This window comes from Furfurilactobacillus sp. WILCCON 0119 (assembly GCF_053471565.1).
This window is the reverse complement of record NZ_JBPCCV010000002.1, coordinates 275,702-294,768: the sequence shown is the minus strand read 5'-3', so window position 1 is coordinate 294,768 and position 19,067 is coordinate 275,702. Positions and strand designations below refer to the sequence as shown.

The 19,067-nt window shown below is 42.6% G+C and carries 20 protein-coding genes and 1 other RNA gene; 17 read left to right on the top strand and 4 right to left on the bottom strand.

The genetic code is table 11. From position 1 onward, the window contains the following. Positions 1-9 precede the first annotated feature (9 nt). From rfbC to ACRYI5_RS04945, 8 genes are read left to right on the top strand one after another with little or no spacing between them, the layout of a single operon-like run. On the top strand, positions 10-576 hold the full coding sequence (gene rfbC, locus ACRYI5_RS04980; protein WP_448224487.1) for a dTDP-4-dehydrorhamnose 3,5-epimerase: 567 nt from the start codon (positions 10-12) through the stop codon (positions 574-576). Positions 577-589: 13 nt separating this feature from the next. After that, entirely contained in the window at positions 590-1,615 is a 1,026-nt protein-coding gene (gene rfbB / locus ACRYI5_RS04975; protein WP_448224486.1) for a dTDP-glucose 4,6-dehydratase, read from the top strand. 42 nt (positions 1,616-1,657) lie between these two features. Further along, positions 1,658-2,500 (top strand): dTDP-4-dehydrorhamnose reductase, encoded by an 843-nt coding sequence (rfbD, locus tag ACRYI5_RS04970; RefSeq protein WP_448224485.1) that lies wholly within the window; start codon positions 1,658-1,660, stop codon positions 2,498-2,500. Positions 2,501-2,526: 26 nt separating this feature from the next. Next, the gene (locus tag ACRYI5_RS04965; RefSeq protein WP_448224484.1) at positions 2,527-3,321 is read left to right on the top strand and encodes a glycosyltransferase family 2 protein; all 795 of its coding nucleotides are present in this window, start codon (positions 2,527-2,529) and stop codon (positions 3,319-3,321) included. 36 nt (positions 3,322-3,357) lie between these two features. After that, entirely contained in the window at positions 3,358-4,356 is a 999-nt protein-coding gene (locus ACRYI5_RS04960; protein WP_448224483.1) for a glycosyltransferase, read from the top strand. Continuing rightward, positions 4,356-5,327: a glycosyltransferase family 2 protein gene (locus ACRYI5_RS04955; RefSeq protein ID WP_448224482.1), complete on the top strand. Its 972-nt coding sequence runs from the start codon at positions 4,356-4,358 to the stop codon at positions 5,325-5,327. The genes ACRYI5_RS04960 and ACRYI5_RS04955 overlap by 1 nt, the downstream gene beginning before the upstream one ends. Further along, on the top strand, positions 5,311-6,852 hold the full coding sequence (locus ACRYI5_RS04950) for a lipopolysaccharide biosynthesis protein (protein WP_448224481.1): 1,542 nt from the start codon (positions 5,311-5,313) through the stop codon (positions 6,850-6,852). The genes ACRYI5_RS04955 and ACRYI5_RS04950 overlap by 17 nt, the downstream gene beginning before the upstream one ends. A 38-nt stretch (positions 6,853-6,890) precedes the next feature. Next, a complete protein-coding gene (locus ACRYI5_RS04945) occupies positions 6,891-7,991 on the top strand; it encodes an EpsG family protein (protein ID WP_448224480.1) in 1,101 nt (366 codons plus the stop codon). Positions 7,992-8,347: 356 nt separating this feature from the next. Here the strand turns inward: ACRYI5_RS04945 and ACRYI5_RS04940 are convergent, their stop codons facing one another. From ACRYI5_RS04940 to nrdH, 4 genes are all read right to left on the bottom strand, one after another. Next, entirely contained in the window at positions 8,348-8,923 is a 576-nt protein-coding gene (locus tag ACRYI5_RS04940) for an LOG family protein (protein ID WP_407878633.1), read from the bottom strand. A gap of 133 nt (positions 8,924-9,056) precedes the next feature. Beyond that, complete coding sequence (gene nrdF / locus ACRYI5_RS04935; protein WP_407878634.1) at positions 9,057-10,034, bottom strand: class 1b ribonucleoside-diphosphate reductase subunit beta; 978 nt, start codon at positions 10,032-10,034, stop codon at positions 9,057-9,059. Positions 10,035-10,051: 17 nt separating this feature from the next. Next, positions 10,052-12,217: a class 1b ribonucleoside-diphosphate reductase subunit alpha gene (gene nrdE, locus ACRYI5_RS04930; RefSeq protein WP_448224479.1), complete on the bottom strand. Its 2,166-nt coding sequence runs from the start codon at positions 12,215-12,217 to the stop codon at positions 10,052-10,054. A gap of 90 nt (positions 12,218-12,307) precedes the next feature. Continuing rightward, positions 12,308-12,532 carry a glutaredoxin-like protein NrdH gene (nrdH, locus tag ACRYI5_RS04925; RefSeq protein ID WP_407878637.1) on the bottom strand — a complete coding sequence of 75 codons (225 nt, stop codon included), beginning with the start codon at positions 12,530-12,532 and terminating at the stop codon, positions 12,308-12,310. 227 nt (positions 12,533-12,759) lie between these two features. On the opposite strand from nrdH, the gene ACRYI5_RS04920 reads away from it, so the two are divergent. The 9 genes from ACRYI5_RS04920 to ACRYI5_RS04880 all read left to right on the top strand — a co-directional run bounded on the left by ACRYI5_RS04920 (position 12,760) and on the right by ACRYI5_RS04880 (position 19,065). After that, positions 12,760-13,371 carry a class I SAM-dependent methyltransferase gene (locus tag ACRYI5_RS04920; protein WP_448224478.1) on the top strand — a complete coding sequence of 204 codons (612 nt, stop codon included), beginning with the start codon at positions 12,760-12,762 and terminating at the stop codon, positions 13,369-13,371. Then, complete coding sequence (locus ACRYI5_RS04915; protein ID WP_448224477.1) at positions 13,364-13,870, top strand: nucleoside deaminase; 507 nt, start codon at positions 13,364-13,366, stop codon at positions 13,868-13,870. Before ACRYI5_RS04920 ends, ACRYI5_RS04915 begins: the two co-directional genes overlap by 8 nt. 90 nt (positions 13,871-13,960) lie before the next feature. Next, an RNA gene (gene ffs / locus ACRYI5_RS04910) (signal recognition particle sRNA small type) lies at positions 13,961-14,049 on the top strand. 111 nt (positions 14,050-14,160) lie between these two features. Beyond that, entirely contained in the window at positions 14,161-15,987 is a 1,827-nt protein-coding gene (gene dnaX, locus ACRYI5_RS04905; protein ID WP_448224476.1) for a DNA polymerase III subunit gamma/tau, read from the top strand. A gap of 51 nt (positions 15,988-16,038) precedes the next feature. Further along, the gene (locus ACRYI5_RS04900) at positions 16,039-16,344 is read left to right on the top strand and encodes a YbaB/EbfC family nucleoid-associated protein (RefSeq protein WP_407878644.1); all 306 of its coding nucleotides are present in this window, start codon (positions 16,039-16,041) and stop codon (positions 16,342-16,344) included. Between the two features lie 21 nt (positions 16,345-16,365). Then, the gene (gene recR / locus ACRYI5_RS04895) at positions 16,366-16,965 is read left to right on the top strand and encodes a recombination mediator RecR (RefSeq protein WP_407878646.1); all 600 of its coding nucleotides are present in this window, start codon (positions 16,366-16,368) and stop codon (positions 16,963-16,965) included. Between the two features lie 9 nt (positions 16,966-16,974). Further along, positions 16,975-17,220, top strand: a complete 246-nt coding sequence (locus tag ACRYI5_RS04890; protein WP_407878648.1) for a YaaL family protein — start codon at positions 16,975-16,977, stop codon at positions 17,218-17,220. A 176-nt stretch (positions 17,221-17,396) separates the two neighbouring features. After that, positions 17,397-18,290: a YveK family protein gene (locus ACRYI5_RS04885; RefSeq protein WP_448224475.1), complete on the top strand. Its 894-nt coding sequence runs from the start codon at positions 17,397-17,399 to the stop codon at positions 18,288-18,290. Positions 18,291-18,306: 16 nt separating this feature from the next. Continuing rightward, positions 18,307-19,065 (top strand): CpsD/CapB family tyrosine-protein kinase, encoded by a 759-nt coding sequence (locus ACRYI5_RS04880; RefSeq protein ID WP_407878650.1) that lies wholly within the window; start codon positions 18,307-18,309, stop codon positions 19,063-19,065. The last annotated feature ends 2 nt before the right edge of the window (positions 19,066-19,067 follow it).

Sequence of the window (19,067 nt, the reverse complement as noted above, 5' to 3'; positions counted from 1 at the left end):
AGAAGAATAGTGAAAGTAACCAAAACAAGTTTGGCCGATGTTAAGCTGATTGACGTCGATTTATTTGGCGACAATCGTGGCTTTTTTACCGAAACATGGACAAAAGAAAAGTTCGTTAATGCAGGAATTGATTTTGAATTCACTCAAGATAATCAGTCCTTGAGTGCCGAGGCGGGCGTTTTGAGAGGAATGCATTATCAGTTAGCACCACATGCGCAGACTAAAATTGTGCGTGTTGTTACAGGTGTTGTCGAAGATATTCTTGTTGATATGCGAAAAGGCTCACCTACCTATGGACAATGGGAAGGATACGTTTTGAGTGAATTTAATCATCGGCAATTGCTCGTTCCCAAAGGGTTTGCGCATGGCTTTGTCACGCTGACGCCCAACGTTAATTTTGTCTACAAGGTTGATGGTTATTATGCTCCAGAAGCTGATCGTGGAATTGCGTTTAATGATCCAGCAATCGGAATTGATTGGCCGATTGATATTCAACATGCAATTATGTCGGAGAAGGATCAACACCATCCAGTGCTTGCGGATGCTGAAAATAACTTTGTGTACGGAAAGATATAAAAGGAAAAATAATATGAATTTACTGGTTACGGGTGGCGCGGGATTTATCGGCTCAAATTTTGTTCGTTATGTATATAATAATTTTTCTGATGTATCGATTACTGTACTTGATAAATTAACGTATGCAGGTAATAAGGGAAATATTGCAGATCTTTTGGGCGAACGTGTCGAATTAGTCGTTGGGGATATCTGTGATCGAAATCTTGTTGAATCACTGGTTAAAAAGACGGATGCAGTTGTGCATTATGCGGCAGAAAGTCATAATGACAATTCTCTAAAAGATCCAGAACCATTTATTCAGACTAACTTGATTGGAACGTATACGTTAATTGAGGCGGCTCGAAAATTTGATAAACGCTTCCATCATGTTTCTACTGACGAAGTCTACGGTGATCTTCCCTTACGAAAAGATTTGCCTGGGCATGGTGAAGGAATCGGTGAAAAATTCACACCTGAATCACGTTACAAACCGTCCAGTCCGTATTCGTCAACTAAAGCTGGTAGCGATTTACTTGTAAGAGCATGGGTTCGCTCGTTTGGGCTAAAGGCAACAATTTCTAACTGCTCTAATAATTATGGTCCATATCAATACATTGAAAAATTTATTCCTCGACAAATCACCAATATTATTAGCGGGATTAAGCCAAAGTTATACGGTTCTGGAGAAAATGTTCGTGACTGGATTTATACAGAGGATCACTCATCAGCAGTTTGGGCAATTTTGACGAAAGGTAAAATTGGTGAAACCTATCTTATTGGTGCAAACGGCGAAAAGAGTAATGTTGAAGTTCTGGAAGCGATTCTAAAGATAATGGGTCAGCCTAGTGATGCATATGATCATGTTAAGGATCGTCCGGGTCATGATTTGCGATACGCAATTGATTCCAGCAAGCTTATAAATGAATTAGGTTGGCGGCCTAAGTATACTGATTTTGAACAAGGACTTGAAGAAACCATTGAGTGGTATCAAGAACATGAGTCTTGGTGGCAAACTGATAAAAATAAAGTAGAAAGCAATTATGCTAAAAATGGTCAATGATTTTTATCGACCATTTTTATTTTGATTTGGGAGAAAGTGACAATGAAAATAATGCTAGTAGGTGCTAACGGTCAGTTAGGAACGGAATTACAAAAGAATTTAGATAGTGGTAATGATACTTGGGTAGCATATAATTCAACTCAATTGGACATTACAGATCGTAATGAAGTTTTAAAGCGAGTAATGACGGTTAAGCCTGATGTTATTATTGATGCTGCAGCGTACACAAAAGTTGATTTAGCCGAAGATGAAGGGAAAAAAATAAACTGGGCGGTTAATTTTACTGGAACAAAGAACCTTGCCGATGCTGCAAAAAAGGAACGAGTGAAGCTTGTTTATGTATCAACAGATTATGTTTTTGATGGTACAAAACACGGTGAATATTCTGAAAACGATGTAAGATCACCAAAAAATCAGTATGGGGAAGCTAAATTGGCTGGAGAACAATACATTCAGGAAAATTTAGTTGACTATTATATTGTAAGAACATCTTGGGTTTATGGTGAATTTGGTAAAAATTTCTATTTTACAATGAAGCGATTAGCCCAACAACGTAAAGAAATATCGGTTGTTAACGATCAATTTGGACAACCGACGTGGACAAAAACATTAGCCGATTTTATCCTATATCTTTTGGATAACGATGTCCTTTTTGGCATTTATAATTTAAGTAACGAAGGACGAACAACCTGGTTTGATTTCGCAAAGGAAATCTTAAAGGAAGATGAGGTCCAAGTTTTGCCAGTAGATTCTAGCTCTTTTCCACAAAAAGCGCTTCGGCCAGAAGAGTCAGTATTATCTTTAAATAAGGCCAAAGGAACCGGTTTTGAAATTCCAACTTGGCAAGAGGCATTACGTCAATTCAAAGTGACTGTCAGTAAATAAATTAGGCTGGATAGGGTGAAAAAACAATGAGTAACGAAGCTAAACTTAGCTTTGGTGTAGTGACATACAATTCTGCTGAGGACCTCGCTAAACTATTGGTTTCATTAAATGATGAACTAATGGCATGGTCAGGAGAGAAGCGTATTTACATCGTTGATAATGGATCAACAGATAGTACATTAAGTGTCATTAAAATGTTTCAAAATCAAAGTGATGTATCAATTGAATTAGTTGACAACAAAAAAAATCTTGGCTTTGGCGGCGGACATAATGAAATTATCAAAATGGTTACTTCTGATGTTCACTTTATTGTTAATCCTGATATTGTCATGCCTAACAATGGCGAAGTTTCAAAAATAGTTGCTTATTTTAAAAGCCATCTGGAAGTAGGATTAATTTCACCACAGATTCAAGATTTGGCGGGCAATGTACAGTTGTTAAATAAGTATGATCCGACTGTGTTGGATATGATAATTAGGTTTTTACCATCGTGGTTATTTAAAAAACGTAAGCAAAAGTTTGTTAAAGCTGATATCGGATACAAGAACACACAGCCTATCGAATTTGCTAGTGGCGCGTTTATGGCCTTTAGAACAACAGCATTAAAAAAGATTGGTGGTTTTGATTCAAGGTACTTTATGTATTTCGAAGATGCTGATATCACTAGAAAGATTCGGCAAAAATATGAAGCAGTTTATTACCCTGGGGCAGTGGTGGCTCATAGATGGCAACGTGCGAGTCATCACAATTTAAAAATGTTTATTACTCAAGTTGTTAGCATGATTAAGTATTTTAACAAATGGGGTTGGCAACTGATGTAAATTGTTTTTAGTAACAGTTTTCTTTAGGAGAATCAAATGAAAATTGCAACAATAATGTCTACGTATAATGGAGAAAAATACATTCAAGAACAAATTGATAGTATTTATAATCAAGATTTTAGTGACTCATTGGATTATATGGACGTTTACGTGCGGGACGATGGTTCTAGTGACCGGACGTTGGAAATTTTGGCCAAATTGCAAAATAAATATTCACAACTTAAAATCATTAAGGATGATAAAGGAAATTTAGGAGTCAAACGGAACTTCTTTCAACTATTAACAATGGTGTCAGATTATGAATTAGTTTTTTTTAGCGATCAGGATGATATTTGGCCAGAAAACAAGGTGACAGAGTTTGTCACAAAGTATAACCAGTTAAATAAGAGTAATGAAGTGATTGGCCTTTATTCAGATGCATGGGTGGCGGATAAAGAGGGAAAGCCTACTGACCTTAAAATGTCCGATGTTGGGCATTGGAAAAAAGAGAGTGTTGAAGAAAGTTATGGATTTTTAATGTTAACTTTTCGTGTAACCGGAGCAGCGTTTGCAATTAATCATCGTGCTGTTCAAATGGTTAATCAATTGGAAGCAAAACAAATTCGCGATGTGTATATGCATGATGCGTTTATTGCAGTGCTAATTGCTTCTTTAGGAACACTTGCAAGGATAGACATGCCATTACTCTATTATCGTCAACATGGCAACAACTTAGTTGGTGCTTCAAATGGAGCAAAGACGTTTAAAAAGCGTTGGCAAGCTGCCATTAAAAAGGCGAACTATACTATGAGTGATGGCTGTTCGTTGTATGATTATTTGACAACTTACGGGGCCGAATATTGTGATGATCAGCAAATGATCGTCTTAAAGAAGTACTTTACTAACTATTTTGTTTTAAAAAATAGTCGGCGCCTGTCATTAACAAGAATTAAAGCGGCAAGAAGAATTGCCTCTACGTTAGCATATCGTAGCCGTCGAATAATGTTTGGCGGTTTGCTGAGTTGGATTAATTTCCATGATGGAGGGACACATTAGTGAATAATGAGCGTTATTCAGATGGTTCAAGATTATTTCGTTTATGGTATTTGCTGAAGCTTGTTTATCATGGGATTGGCCAACGATTTCGTCTAATTACAAAATACGGCATTAGCCGGGTGCTCAATGCATACCAACTTGCGAGTTTTTATCAAGATGAGTTAGGAATGATTGCCATCGTTAAGGATGAGGCTACGTATATTGAAGAGTGGATTGAGTATCATCGTTTAATTGGTGTCTCAAAATTTTATATTTTTGATAATGGTTCTACGGATGGTTTGGAGCAGGCACTGACTCAATACATCAAAAGCGGATTGGTTATTTATCGAAATTATCCAGGTGAAAATATGCAAGAACGGGCCTACAAGATTGGAATTGATGAAATGTGCGGCCGAGTTCGATGGGTATTGACGTTAGACATTGATGAATTTCTTCAACCAGTAGCTAATATTCAACTTAACGAGTGGTTGGCGCAGCTACCAAATAGCGTTTCGCAGGTTGAATTTGGTTGGATGATTTTTGGGTCTAACGGAATTAAAACACGTCCTTCAGGTCTAGTCATTGAAAACTATACTGCTCATGCAAGTGATGAATTCATTGCAGATTATAAACCTGTGGTAAGGCCTGAACGAGTTTTAGACATGCATTTTCCACATGAGTATGATGTTGTTGGAAAGACAATCAATGATTGTGGTCATCGATTATGGGCCTATCCACCAGTAAAAGTACGTGGATCACGACCGGCCTCAAGAAAGATCTTTCGAGTTAACCATTATTATTCGAAATCAGAAGCTGAATTTTGGCAAAAATCACAACGAGGTGACGCGAGCGTTTCAAACCGGGAACCGCGTAACCAACAGGATTTTGATGAACATGATCAAAATGTGGTTCGTGATCAATCAATGTTGAAATATGCGGAACAATTAAAGGAACAAGGCATCAAAGGGTATTTGAATGAAAACGACAAATGAACATGTAAAAAATTCACTGGTTAATATTTTAACGGCTTCTTATTCATATGTTTTTACGCTCTTTTTAACCGTGATTGTTCGTGGAATAATGGTTTATACACTGGGACAAAAGTATGTTGGCTTAAATGGTGTTATGGCTAGTGTATTGTCTTCTTTTTCGTTAGCGGATTTAGGAATTGATTCCGTTTTATTATTTCTTTTATTTGAACCGTTAGAGAAAAAAGCGTATGAGCAAGTTTATCAATTAACAAAACTCTTTCAAAAAATTTATTTTTGTATAGGGATTGTTTTTTTTACAATCGGCTTAATTGCATTGCCTTTTACAAAACAAATTTTTGGTTTACAAACAGTCCAAATTAAGAGTTTTGTTTGGATCTACCTACTGTTTTTAATTAACGCTGGTGTTAGCTACTTCTTTGTTTATTATCGAACATTATTAAATGCTGATCAGCAATCGTATGTTATTGCACGGATAACATTGATTGTTAATATTATCACTGGTGTGGCCCAGGTTGCTGGTCTACTTGTAACTAAAAATTTCGTAACGTACGCGGTTATTCAATTGATTGGAACTTTGATTTTAAATCTGGTTATTGAAGCAACTGCTAAACGAAAATACTTATTCTTAACAGCTTCATCGAAGAAGCCCTGGCATCGTCCAGATCACAATGTTATTTCAACGTTGATTAAAAATACAGTTGGCGGGGTTTCCAATAAAATTGGTTCCGTAATTGTTTTCAGTAGTGATAATATTTTATTGGCACACTTTGAGACACTAGCATTAGTAGGAATGTATTCAAACTATATGTTGATTGTTCAAGGAGCGGCCGCTTTTTTTTCAAAGATTATTGCATCAACAACAGCGACAATCGGCAACTTTGGCGTGGCAGCTGATCCGTCTAAAAATTTAAAGTTATTTATTAGAGTAAATGTAATTTTGAACGTGATCATTTCATTGATGATTGTTCCGTTGATACTTTGCTTTTCGGCATTTGTTCGGCTTTGGCTAGGTGCACATAGTGTTTTACCGTTTATGTCAGTTAACATCATCGTAATTAACTTTGTTTTGCAAATTCAAAGATACCCTTCATTAACTTTTATTGATGCATTTGGATTGCAGTGGATTCAAAAATGGAAGTCAGTTATTGAGTCACTGATCAATATTGGCGTGTCATTATTCTTATTAATGAGTTTTCACGCAGGGCTAAACGGTGTTCTTTTAGGAACCTTAATTTCAACATTAACAGTTGTTTCATGGTATGAGCCATATATTGTTTTACGAAATGTTTGTGATAAGCAATATAGGAAGTTTATTGGGATGGCATTGCCGTTTATCTTGTTGTTTACATGCGAGCTTTTTCTGGCAGATGGTATGTTAAGATTTTTCCCCGTGATTATTTTATGGAAAGCATTGCTATTTGCGATTGTGTTTGATTGCCTTTTGGTACTTATTTATTTTGTAGTATTTAATCGGAATGGGAAACTACAATCAGTAATCAAAGGGTTTCAAAATGATGCTCATTAATTTAGTCCATAGTGACTTTAGTAAACGGGAGGCGAAGCATGGTATTTATTGTATCTCTTATAATTTTAATCCTATCGGCAACTTTACATCTTTTTGAACGAACAGCTTCACTATTATTTTCGTTAGTGTTAGCTTGGTTGGCAGGAACAGTGTCGATAGTAAATTCTTTTGATGCGGCTGCATATGCACAATTTTATGGTTTTCCGGTGGGAACACGTATTTTTGAGCGTGGTTATATGCTAATTACGTATTGGTCGGCTCAGTTAGGTTATTCATATGAAACGTTTAGGTTGGTAAGTTATATTATTGCATATTTGATTTTCTATTTGGGGATTATCCGTTTAACACAAAGGCCAGCGGTTTTTTTTGCCTTTTATGCTTTTTTTCCTTTTTTAGATGATGCAACACAAGTACGTAATTTTTTAATGTTTTCTATTGTTGTTTTCGCTTATTCACTAGTTACAAATCGAAAATTGTTTAATTGGTGCTGTTCGGCATTACTAATTGTTATAGCTGCACAATTTCAAACAACTGGTTATTTGTATTTAATCGGGATGGTGTATTTGTTTGTCCCTCAGAAGTACTTGAAGAAGGCAGTGAACTTTTCGATTGGAATTTTTGCGGCTGTTATTTTGGTTGCTGGCGCTTTTTGGCCAGTTTTATTTAAAGCACTTATTCCCAAGTTGGCTTCTATATCTGGAAGAAGTAATTTTCAAGATTCACTATCGTTTTATGCAACGCAAGGAAGTTCGCATGGGACATGGTTATTTCTGATTGCCTATGTGCTGTTATCGGTGATTCTGTTAATCCAGCTGAATCAGAAAAAGCTTTACTTAGACGAAGCAAACCAATCTAATTTACTAGTATTGTTCTTAATTGGTAGTATCGGGGTGCCTCTAAGTATTATTTCGGAAAGTTTTAATAGAATCATCCGTAACTCGATGATGCTAATGCCGTTATTTATACCAGGAATGATTGCTATCAAGAATAAAATTATGGTAGAAAGAAAGCAATACTTAAAAGTTGTGGTTCCAATATTAGTTGTTGTATCGATGTTTGGTACGGGATATTTTAATCACAGTTATGGACATATCGGAAACTACGCATTAAGTATGCTCAAAATAGTTCCGCAGAAATAACATGTCTGTTTGGTGCCGGTATTATAAGTTACAACTAAATAGTGATTGTTTAATTGAGTAGAGGGGTCATTGTTTAAATTTAAACAATGACCCCTCTACTCAATTTTATTTAAATGTACTTATAGCCTTCATTATTGAGGAAGCCGTGTTTATGATGAATCTAATGATTTGGGACGATGACATTATTAATAATTCGAAGTAAAAGAGTATAAGTGTTCCGCAATTTTGTATTTCATTACCTCAACCATCATTTTTTTATTCAATTCATTAGTTAAAAAAATCTCGAAAGCTGTTTCAATTTTCGAGATAAGGGTTAATTAAAAGGTTATAAAGAGCTCCTTTATCAGATATTGGATTTACGCATGTGGCATCGTCGTCACGTGTTTAAACGTCTTAAAGTAGTCGAAAATCTGATCAATGGACGTTGCGTTGACCATTAAATCAAGGTCACTGACGGGGAGAAAGTCAACCTCTGCAGCATCCACGAACCACTGCCACAGTGAATCATAGAAATGATCAATGTTGAAGAGGGCAATGGGCTTTGTGTGGATGTCGATCTTACTCCATGAAAGCATGGTGCCCAGTTCTTCAAACGTGCCAAAACCACCAGGCAAAACAATGAAAGCATCGGAACGAGCCAACATTTGTTCCTTACGTTCATCCATGGTGTGGACCTCAACTAAATGGGTGAGGTGGTGGCTTTCGGTACTGATTTCCTTAAGAAAGCGGGGCATGATCCCGGTCACTTGACCACCAGCATCAATGGTGGCATTCGCAACGGTCCCCATGAGACCGTCAGAGGACCCACCGTAAACGAGTTGGATGTTATGGTCGGCCAGGTAACCACCAAGCAAGGCGGCCTGAACGGCGTACTCTGGGTTGTCACCGGGCATGGACCCGCAAAAAACACATAGTGAATTGATTTCTGTCATGAATGGTGCCTCCTGTGAGTTATCGACTTAAGTATACCACGGCCGCTATCAGCTGATTCTGCGTAAACGAAAGCGACTGCCCACCCTGATAAAGGGGGAGCAGTCGCTTTTTGATTGGTTAGTTGTTAACTGATTAAGCCTTCTTTGGGCCACCAATTTGGTAATCGTCGTTACTCATGGCTTCAACGTTTCCGAGGCGGTAGCCGTTACCAACCTGACTGAAGAAGTCATGGTTTGAGGTTGAGGTGGAAATCCCGTTCATAACGACAGGGTTCACATCGTCGGCTGTATCTGGGAAGAGGGGATCTTGGCCCAGATTCATCAGCGCTTTGTTTGCGTTATAGCGGATGAACTTCAGAACGTCATCAGACCAGCCAACCCGGTCGTAAACGAGGTGGGTGTATTTCTCCTCGTTTTCGTACAGGTAATAAAGAAAGTCGTACATCCAGTCCTTTAAACCTTGTTGTTCATTTTCAGTAAGCTGCTTCATGGCCAGCTGGAACTTGTAACCGATGTACGTGCCGTGGACAGATTCATCCCGCAAAATCAGTTTAATAATTTCGGCAACGTTGTTCAGCTTGTTGTGACCAAGGTAGTACAGGGGCGTGTAGAAACCGGAGTAGAACAAGAAGGTCTCTAGGAAGACGCTTGAGATCTTCTTTTTTAGCGGGCTACTATCGTCATGGTACAGCGTGTAGATCCGCTTCGCCTTGTTTTGCAGGAGGTCCTCAGAATCACTCCAGTCAAAAATTTCGTCAATTTCATCCGGTGTGTTCAGGGTCTCGAAGATGGTGGAGTAACTTTTGGCGTGCACAGATTCCATGAACTGAATGTTATTCAACACAGCAGTTTCGTGGGTTGTCCGAACATCCTGCCGAAGCGCCGCCATCCCGTCCTGTGACTGTAAGGTGTCTAAAAGGGTCAACCCACCAAAGACGTGACCAACGACCCATTTGTGGTCGTCATCCAAAGTGCGCCAGTCATCGAGGTCGTTTGAAACGGGGATCCGGGTATCAAGCCAGAATTGCTCCGTTAATTTTTCCCATGTTGCTTTATCGATTTCATCGGAAACCTGGTTCCAATTGATGGCTTTGTAGTTGCCATTGTCCATTATGTTGTCCTCCTGGCCTAAATACTGCAGCTTTCACATTCGTTCGCGCCCACTTCGCCATCATTATCTGTAAACGTGCGGACGTAATACACAGACTTACAGCCCTTTTTCCATGCATAGTAACGCAGGATGTTGAGATCACGGGTCGTCATCTTGTTCGTACGGCCATCTTTCCATTCGTACAGTCCTTCAGGAAGTGTTGACCGCATGAAGAAGGTGAGTGCCATCCCTTGATCAATGTGTTCTTGAGCCGTTGCGTACACATCAACCACTTTCCGCATATCAATGTCGTAGGCCGATTGATAATAAGGCAGGGTGTCGTTTGAAAGGTATGGTGCTGGATAATAAATCTTTCCGATCTTCTTTTCTTGCCGTTCTTCGATCCGGTTAACGATGGGGTTCAAACTTGCCGTTGTGTCATTAATGTAGGAGATTGATCCGTTAGGCGCAATGGCCATCCGGTTTTGGTGATACAACCCATCGGCCATAACAGCAGCCTTCAACGCAGCCCAATCTTCCTTAGTCGGAATGAAGATGCCGGCGAATTGTTCAGCGACTTTGGCACTAGTTGGGGCCCAATTCTTAGTGGTGTACTTGTCAAAGTAGGCGCCACTCGCGTAAGTTGAGTTTTCAAACCCGACAAACGTTTGGTGGCGTTCACGAGCAATGTCGTTAGAGGCTTTTAATGACCAGTAATTCAGCAACATGAAGTACACTTTAGTGAAGTCTAAGGAATCAGCGTCCCCATAATGCATGTGATTCTTGGCAAAGTAAGCGTGCAATCCCATGGCACCAAGACCGATGGCGTGGCTTTCTTCGTTACCATGTTGCACACTTGGCACAACATCAATGTTACTGTGGTCGGTTACGTAGGTCAATGCACGAACCATGGCGTCAACGGAATGTCCAAAGTTAGGGGATGCCATCAGGTTAACGATGTTTGTCGACCCAAGGTTACAACTAACATCTTTACCCAACACATCATATTCTTGGCGATTGTTGATCTTTGAGGGTGTCATCACCTGGAGGATTTCTGAACATAAATTACTCATGATGATTTTACCGGCAATTGGGTTGTTGAGGTTGGCGGTATCAATGTTCACAACATAAGGATAACCAGATTCTTGTTGGAGCTTGCTGATTTCAGTTTCTAATGTGCGGGCCCGGATCTTTGTTTTGGCGATCGCAGGGTTGGCCACCAGGTTGTCATATTCTTTTGTAATGTCCACGTAGGAGAATGGGGTGCCGTAAACTTTTTCCACGCTTTGTGGTGAAAAGAGGTACATGTCGGCATCTGCTGCGACTAGTTCATAAAACTTGTCGGGAATCGTGATCCCAAGTGAAAGGGTCTTGACCCGGATCTTTTCATCCGCATTTTCCTTTTTGGCACTCAAAAAGGCGACAATATCAGGATGGAAAACGGATAAGTACACGACACCGGCTCCTTGACGTTGGCCAAGTTGGTTTGAGTAAGAGAAGGAGTCCTCCAGTAACTTCATTACGGGAACGACACCGGAAGCGGCGTTTGCAATGCCTTTAATTGGTGCACCGGCCTCACGCAGGTTGGAGAGGTTAATCCCGACCCCACCACCAATCCGTGATAATTGAAGCGCAGAGTTGATGCCACGGCCAATGGCATTCATGTCGTCTGTCATTTGAAGCACAAAACAGGACACCAATTCGCCACGGCGGGCCCGGCCAGCGTTAAGAAAACTGGGAGTAGCAGGTTGGTAACGTTGGTGAATGATTTCATCGGCTAAGGCCATGGCGAGATCTTCGTCACCATCGGCAAAAAACAGGGCGTTCATGGCAACACGATCGGCAAAGCGTTCAAGGTAAAGCTGGTTATCATTTGTGCGCAATGCGTACTGTGCGTAGAATTTGTACGCAGCCATAAACGTTTTAAAGTGAAAATCTTGTTCTGCTAAGTAGGTGTAGAGCCGTTCCACGAAGGCAAACTCGTACTGTTCAAAAAAAGCGCGTTCGATGTAATTATTATTCAGTAAGTAGTCAAACCGGTCACGGAGACTGTCAAAGCGCATGGTGTTGGGTTCCACATTTTCGGTTAAAAAAGCAGCCAGTGCTTCCTGGTCTTTATTTAGCGGAATTTGTCCGTTGACCGGAATGTTGATTTGATTGTTGAGATCGTAATAAGAAACGTCGGTTAACTCGTTTAGTGCCATGAATTCCACTCCCTGAATTTTTGATAAAAGAAAAGACGCGCGCAAGGCCGTTACGTGCGTCATGAATGCCAATGAATGAAGCGTTAATACTTAGGCTAACGTCGCTAATACATCAGGACGGAAACCAGAGACAACAGCTTCTCCAGCATCGACGACGGGCATGGCTTGAAAACCACGGCCCTTTAAATAATCGATGAGTTCGGGGTGCTGATTGATATTTTGTTCTTCAAAGTCCACGTTGTGTGCGGTTAAAAAACGCTTCGTCATCTTGCATTGAATACAGTTATCCTTCGTAAAAACAGTAATTTTAGCCATAATGGCCACTTCCTCTCCGCTCGCAAATCGATTGATTTGAGCAATTGCTAATGACTTTAGTATAGTGGCTGAAAATTGAAATGCAACTTAAAAACACCACATTTTGTGCCAAAATTGGAAAAGGGCTACAAGATGTGGTGTTCTATCAACGATTTATTTTTTTAATTTTTTTCGTTACTTTTTCATGAGATTCCATTATCATAAAACTAGAAATGAGGATTAAAACCATGAGTAACGATCATTATTATACGCCAAATCCGGAAGCTGTCCACGACGAAACGACGTGGTCTTTCCGATTATTAGGGCGAGAATTAACCTTTACCACCGATAACGGTGTCTTTTCTAAACGAACTGTCGATTATGGATCACGTGTTTTACTTGATGCGTTTTCACTAGACCACGTTCCGTCAGGCAGTGTGCTGGATTTGGGGTGTGGCTACGGACCAATTGGGTTGGCCCTTGCTTCAACTTACCCAGAGCGAACGGTAACAATGGTTGATGTCAACGAACGTGCGTTAGCGTTAGCCCAAAAAAACGCACAGCAAAACCGCATTGATAATGTCACGATCTTTGCGTCTGATCGGTATGCGGCCGTGACGGATCGGTACGCGGCAATCGTGACTAACCCACCAGTGCGCGCAGGAAAAGCCATCGTTGATGACATGTTGAGTGGTGCCAAGGACCATCTGCTTCCTGGGGGAACACTAACGGTGGTTTTACAAAAAAAGCAGGGGGCCCCGTCGGCAAAGAAGTTAATGACGGCGACCTTTGGAAACTGTGAAATTGTTAAAAAAGATAAGGGCTACTACATTTTGGTAGCAACGATGCCACATGAGTAGTGCCGGAGAAGTTTTGACTGCGGAACAACAATGGGCGATGCAGGCGGCACTCCAACAAGCTAGGATTGCAGGTAGTGTTGGTGAGGTGCCAATTGGTGCCGTTGTGGTTCATGACGGTGAAATCGTTGGCCGGGGCTATAATTTACGTGAACACGCCCAGGACGCCACCTTACATGCAGAAATGATGGCCATCAGTGAAGCTAACCACACGCTGAACACATGGCGGCTTGAGGACTGTCAATTGTTTGTGACGATCGAACCGTGTCCCATGTGTAGTGGTGCCATTATCAATTCACGGATTCCTGACGTGTACTTTGGTGCCCGGGACCCCAAGGCTGGAACCGTTCGGTCATTGTATGAACTGTTGGAGGACGACCGGTTCAATCATCGCGTTCGGGTTCATGAGGGCCTTCTTGCCGATGAAGCGGCTAACGAGATGAAACAGTTTTTCCGGGCGATTCGAAACGGCCGGGGCAAGCCGAAACCAGGGCAACGATGAACGGACAATGTGCAATGAAAAAGCCACCATTTTTTGAGCAAAAGGGTGGCAATTATGGTGCAACAAGCGTATTATAATTAATTGCCGAAAGGCCATGAGGCAAGGTCACCCTCACGAATCGTGTCAGGACCGGAAGGTAGCAGCACTAAGTCCGTGGTGGTTTGTGCTTCATGTTTAATGATAATTAGTGCGCTTGGTCAACCGACCAGGCGCTTTTTATTTGTTTTTAAAACCAGTATACTATTACCAGGTTTTTAATCGTTCAGTAAAGCAGATCAAAGGAGTTAAGCATGAGCTATCAAGCGCTATACCGGGTGTGGCGGCCCCAACGATTCGACGACCTTGTGGGTCAATCCGTCATTACGCAAACGTTAAAAAATGCGATCATTACAAATCAGACCAGTCATGCTTACCTTTTCTGTGGTCCACGGGGAACCGGGAAGACATCGGCGGCGAAGATTTTTGCTAAGGCGATTAACTGTCCCAACCAGGTGGATGGCGAACCGTGCAATCACTGCGACATTTGTCAGGCCATTACGGCGGGGCAATTAAATGATGTCATTGAAATCGATGCGGCCTCGAATAACGGGGTTGAAGAAATTCGGGACATTCGTGATAAGGCAAAGTACGCGCCGACACAAGCAACCTATAAAATTTACATCATTGATGAAGTGCACATGTTATCGACGGGGGCGTTCAACGCGTTATTGAAAACGTTGGAAGAACCACCAGCAAACGTTATCTTCATTTTAGCCACCACGGAACCCCAAAAGATTCCGGCAACGATCATTTCGCGGACCCAACGCTTTGACTTTAAGCGAATTACCGCCCAAGAAAGTTTTGAACGGATGGTGTACATTCTAGACCAAAAGTCGGTTCCGTTTGAAGAAGCAGCACTGCGCGTCATTGCCAATGCTGCCGAGGGGGGGATGCGTGATGCACTGAGTATTCTCGATCAGACGATCTCCTTTGGGGATAACGACGTGACGTTAGCAAACGCCCTGTTAGTGACCGGAAGCGTGACGGAAAGCCTGCTGACAGACTATGTCAACCAGGTTGTGAACCACGAAACGACGGCCGGGCTTGCAGCGCTACAAAAGGTTTTGGATGACGGGAAGGATGCGGGTCGCTTTGTGGAAGACCTCATCAGCTATGTTCGTGACCTGTTGCTCTTTAAGGAAGCACCAGAAATGGTGACGGGAAGTGACAGTACAAACGACGTGTTCCAAACGCTGAGTCAGTCGACGGATCCTGATGTGTTCTACCAGATGATCAATGCGCTAAACGACGTTGCGGCCCAACTGCGGTTTACGACTCATCCAGATGTTTATTTGGAAGTGCTGACGGTCAAACTCGGTCAGATCTATCCGACACCGCGTGGGGGGACTAACGCGCCGGCAACTGGTGGGCCTGACGTAACGGCACTTCAAGCCCAGGTTGGTCAATTGAAGCAACAACTGGCGCAACTAACAAGTGCACCAAAAGCGCCAACACCGGTTGCCTCCGCCGCTACGGTGACAAGTCAGTCAGCACAAGCATCAGCAACTTCGGCGGCATCGACCACGCCGACTGCGCCCAAGAAGGCAGCGCCTAAAGCAACACCGACTAGTGGTGCCAACGTTAGCTTAGCCAAAGTTTATCCGGTGTTACGGGCGGCCACAAAGCGTGACTTGGATGGCATGCGGGAAGTGTGGACGGATCTGTTGGACACACTGCCAATTACCCAAAAAGCAATGATGAACGTTTCTAAACCGGTGGCAGCCAGTCACGACGGCGTGATCGTGTCGTTTAGTTACGCGTTCTTCTTTGATAAGGCAATGAGTGACGATCAGTTGCGGCAAACCCTGCAGGATAATTTGAACCGGTTAACCGGTGAGCTGACGGATGTGCTGTTTGTACCGGAAGAACAGTGGCCGCAGATCAGAAAAGACTTTTTAAAGGACCACAAGGATGAACTGGGGAGTTCGGCGACCGGTAATCAAGAATCAGCACCGGCAGCTACGATCGGTGACCAAGAAGCACCTGAGGCAGCAGAATCGTTGGAAGAAGCACCGGCTGTGGTGACAAAAGCCCAGGCAATCTTTGGTGCAGACAATGTAACGGTCAAAGAGGACTAGTTAGCGTATAATTAACACATAATATAGAAAAAAACTTGGAGGTACGAACTTATGATGGGTGGTAACATGCAAAGCTTGATGCGTCAGGCGCAAAAATTGCAAAAGCAGATGAAGGCGGATCAGGAAGCACTGAACGCACAAACGTTTACGGGAGCTGCGCCTGATGACATGGTGACGGTAACGGCAACGGGTGAACACAAGGTGACAGACATTGTCATCAAGCCAGAAGCCATCGACCCAGACGACCCAGACATGTTATCTGACATGGTTTTGGCAGCCGTTAACGACGTTATGACAAAGGTTGATGAAGCAACGAACGATACCATGGGTAAATACAGCCGTGGCATGGGCATGTAAGGTTAAATAGACGAGGTCAAGATGGATTATCCAGAACCAATTGCACAGTTGATTGATAGCTACATGAAGTTACCAGGCATCGGCGCAAAAACAGCGACAAGACTGGCGTTTTATACAATTGATATGGAAAGTGATGATGTGACTGGATTTGCTAAGTCACTCATTTCGGCAAAGCGGGACCTTCATTTTTGTTCAATTTGTGGAAACATTACCGAAACGGACCCGTGTGCAATCTGTTCCGATAAAAGTCGTGATCAGAGCACGATCCTGGTTGTTGAAGAACCCAAGGACATCATGTCGATGGAAGGTATGCGTGAATACCACGGCTTGTACCACGTTCTCCACGGGGTGTTGTCCCCAATTGAGGGGAAGGGCCCAGAAGACATTAACATCACCAGCTTGGTGAAGCGGCTTCAGGAACACGCCGAGATCAAGGAAGTGATCGTTGCTACAAATGCAACGCCGGAAGGTGAAGCAACCGCGATGTACCTCTCTCGGTTGATCAAACCCGCTGGGATCAAAGTGACCCGCTTAGCACACGGGCTGTCCGTTGGTTCAGACATTGACTATGCGGATGAAGTCACACTGCTAAAGGCGGTTGAAGGACGAACGGAAATGTAGGAGGGCCAGATGTTTTTTAGACGACGGGCGTCAGTTAAAGAAGACTATGATAACGTGTTGCTTGATGACATCGACCATGCGAAGCACGTTTGGGATCGGGCCGCGGAGACGCAAACCGCGGTCGTTGACGAGGGGAATGGCCGTGAGCTCTCAACACAAACGGCATTAGCACGGCAAAAGTACCTCTTACTCTTTCGGGAGGCACGGCATCGTCAAGTTCACGGCCGGTTACAACAATCCGTAGTGGATTCATGATGAGGAAACTTAACTCACGACAAGAATAAGTCTTGACAAAGGGTCTCAATAAAAAATATGATGTAAGCTGTGGATTTTATATAATCCACAGCTTTTTTGTGGATAATTATTAAACTATTTATTCACTACATATTTAACTCAGTTTAAAAAGGACCTAGACGGAAGGATTTGAATAAATGGAACAAAGTATTAGCCTTGGTCGTGCTGTTACAATTATCCGCAAACATTTGTTAGTGATTGTCATTTGGGGTGCACTCTTAGGCGTTGCGGCGTGGGCACTAGCGACGTTTGTCATGACGCCAAAATACCAAGCCCAGACCCAGTTATTGGTTAGTCGAAAAGCCGACAATAACAACACGGGCGCCCAGTATTCTGATCAACAAGCGGACGTTCAAATGATCACGACCTATAAGGACTTAATTACCAATCAAGTAATTTTAAATAAGGTTAGTGATGAGCTTGCGCACCCAGCGCCAGTCGTTACTAAGGAAGCAACGGCCACAAAGTATGGGCGTGATTTAGACGGAAAGCGGATCGTTTTAAAGGCTGGCCAACCGGCACAAACGAAGCCAAGTTCGGAAAAAACTTATTCTGCCAGCGCTACCCAGTTGCAAAAAATGATCAGTATTTCTAACCAACAGAATTCGCAAGTCTTCGCCATTAATGTTAAGACGACGGATCCGCACGAAGCAGCTCGGATTGCGAATTTAACGGCGGAAGTGTTTAAGGCCCACATTAAAAAGATCATGGCAGTTAATAACGTGACGATTGTTTCTAAAGCAACGACTAATTCACATAAAGTCTCACCACGCACTGGCTATTTAACGGTGCTAGGCGTTATTTGCGGCCTATTGGTTGGTCTGATCTATGCGTTCATTCGTGAACTGACTGACCGGACGGTTAAAGACGATGCTTTATTGACGGAAACGTTGGGCCTAACCAATCTGGGTCATGTTTCAAAAATTTCAAATGTCGGCCAGTTAGCGAGCGCACGGGCATTTCGCAGCCGGAATGACGGCGAAGCAGGTGGCAAGAGTGCTGAACCGAAGCACCTTTCGAGCCGGGTTTAGATAAGGAGGACTGAAAATGCCATTATTCCATCGACGGAAAAAATTATCAGAAGACACCATGATCAACGGGGCCAAAATGATCACTGCCATTCATCCGAAGGCGGTCGTTTCAGAACAGTTTCGGACCATTCGCACGAACATTGAGTTTGCCTCGATTGACCAGCCAATTAAGACGTTGATGTTTACATCACCCGATGCCAGTGAGGGAAAGTCGACCGTTTCTGTGAACGTGGCCGTTACGTGGGCGCAACAAGGGCGGAAGGTTCTCTTTGTAGACGCTGATCTACGCCGACCAACAGTTCACTCAACGTTTGGGTTGCAAAATAACCGGGGGTTAACGACGTTGTTAACGCAAAATTCGGTTGAAACATTTGCAGACTTTGTTCAACCCAGCCCAATTCAGAACCTCTTTTTGATCACGAGTGGGCCAATTCCACCGAATCCCGCAGAACTATTGAATTCACAACGAATGAATCATTTCATTGAGGTGGCAAAACGTGACTACGACATGGTCGTCTTCGACGTGCCACCAATGGTAACCGTAACGGACGCTCAGCTTTTAGCTGCCAAGTTAGATGGTGTCGTGCTGGTTGTCCGGTTTGGGGTAACGAACAAGATTGCGTTAGCCCGAACAAAGGAACTGCTCGACCTCGCCCACGCAAACATTTTGGGCTACGTGATGAACGACGCCAATGGGGACGCCGAAGGAAGCGGTTATGGGTATGGTTACGGCTATGGCTACGGTTATGGTAAGACGGACGAGAAAGAGGGCTAAGG

Bases quoted from the DNA above. Each gene is read 5' to 3' on its own strand.
- dnaX (WP_448224476.1), top strand. From the start codon at position 14,161: ATGAGCTATCAAGCGCTATACCGGGTGTGGCGGCCCCAACGATTCGAC.
- nrdF (WP_407878634.1), bottom strand. From the start codon at position 10,034: ATGGACAATGGCAACTACAAAGCCATCAATTGGAACCAGGTTTCCGAT.
- ACRYI5_RS04920 (WP_448224478.1), top strand. From the start codon at position 12,760: ATGAGTAACGATCATTATTATACGCCAAATCCGGAAGCTGTCCACGAC.
- ACRYI5_RS04945 (WP_448224480.1), top strand. From the start codon at position 6,891: ATGGTATTTATTGTATCTCTTATAATTTTAATCCTATCGGCAACTTTA.
- nrdE (WP_448224479.1), bottom strand. From the start codon at position 12,217: ATGGCACTAAACGAGTTAACCGACGTTTCTTATTACGATCTCAACAAT.
- nrdH (WP_407878637.1), bottom strand. From the start codon at position 12,532: ATGGCTAAAATTACTGTTTTTACGAAGGATAACTGTATTCAATGCAAG.
- ACRYI5_RS04940 (WP_407878633.1), bottom strand. From the start codon at position 8,923: ATGACAGAAATCAATTCACTATGTGTTTTTTGCGGGTCCATGCCCGGT.
- ACRYI5_RS04885 (WP_448224475.1), top strand. From the start codon at position 17,397: ATGGAACAAAGTATTAGCCTTGGTCGTGCTGTTACAATTATCCGCAAA.
- ACRYI5_RS04900 (WP_407878644.1), top strand. From the start codon at position 16,039: ATGATGGGTGGTAACATGCAAAGCTTGATGCGTCAGGCGCAAAAATTG.
- ACRYI5_RS04915 (WP_448224477.1), top strand. From the start codon at position 13,364: ATGAGTAGTGCCGGAGAAGTTTTGACTGCGGAACAACAATGGGCGATG.
- rfbD (WP_448224485.1), top strand. From the start codon at position 1,658: ATGAAAATAATGCTAGTAGGTGCTAACGGTCAGTTAGGAACGGAATTA.
- ACRYI5_RS04950 (WP_448224481.1), top strand. From the start codon at position 5,311: ATGAAAACGACAAATGAACATGTAAAAAATTCACTGGTTAATATTTTA.
- recR (WP_407878646.1), top strand. From the start codon at position 16,366: ATGGATTATCCAGAACCAATTGCACAGTTGATTGATAGCTACATGAAG.
- ACRYI5_RS04965 (WP_448224484.1), top strand. From the start codon at position 2,527: ATGAGTAACGAAGCTAAACTTAGCTTTGGTGTAGTGACATACAATTCT.
- ACRYI5_RS04960 (WP_448224483.1), top strand. From the start codon at position 3,358: ATGAAAATTGCAACAATAATGTCTACGTATAATGGAGAAAAATACATT.
- ACRYI5_RS04890 (WP_407878648.1), top strand. From the start codon at position 16,975: ATGTTTTTTAGACGACGGGCGTCAGTTAAAGAAGACTATGATAACGTG.
- rfbB (WP_448224486.1), top strand. From the start codon at position 590: ATGAATTTACTGGTTACGGGTGGCGCGGGATTTATCGGCTCAAATTTT.
- ACRYI5_RS04880 (WP_407878650.1), top strand. From the start codon at position 18,307: ATGCCATTATTCCATCGACGGAAAAAATTATCAGAAGACACCATGATC.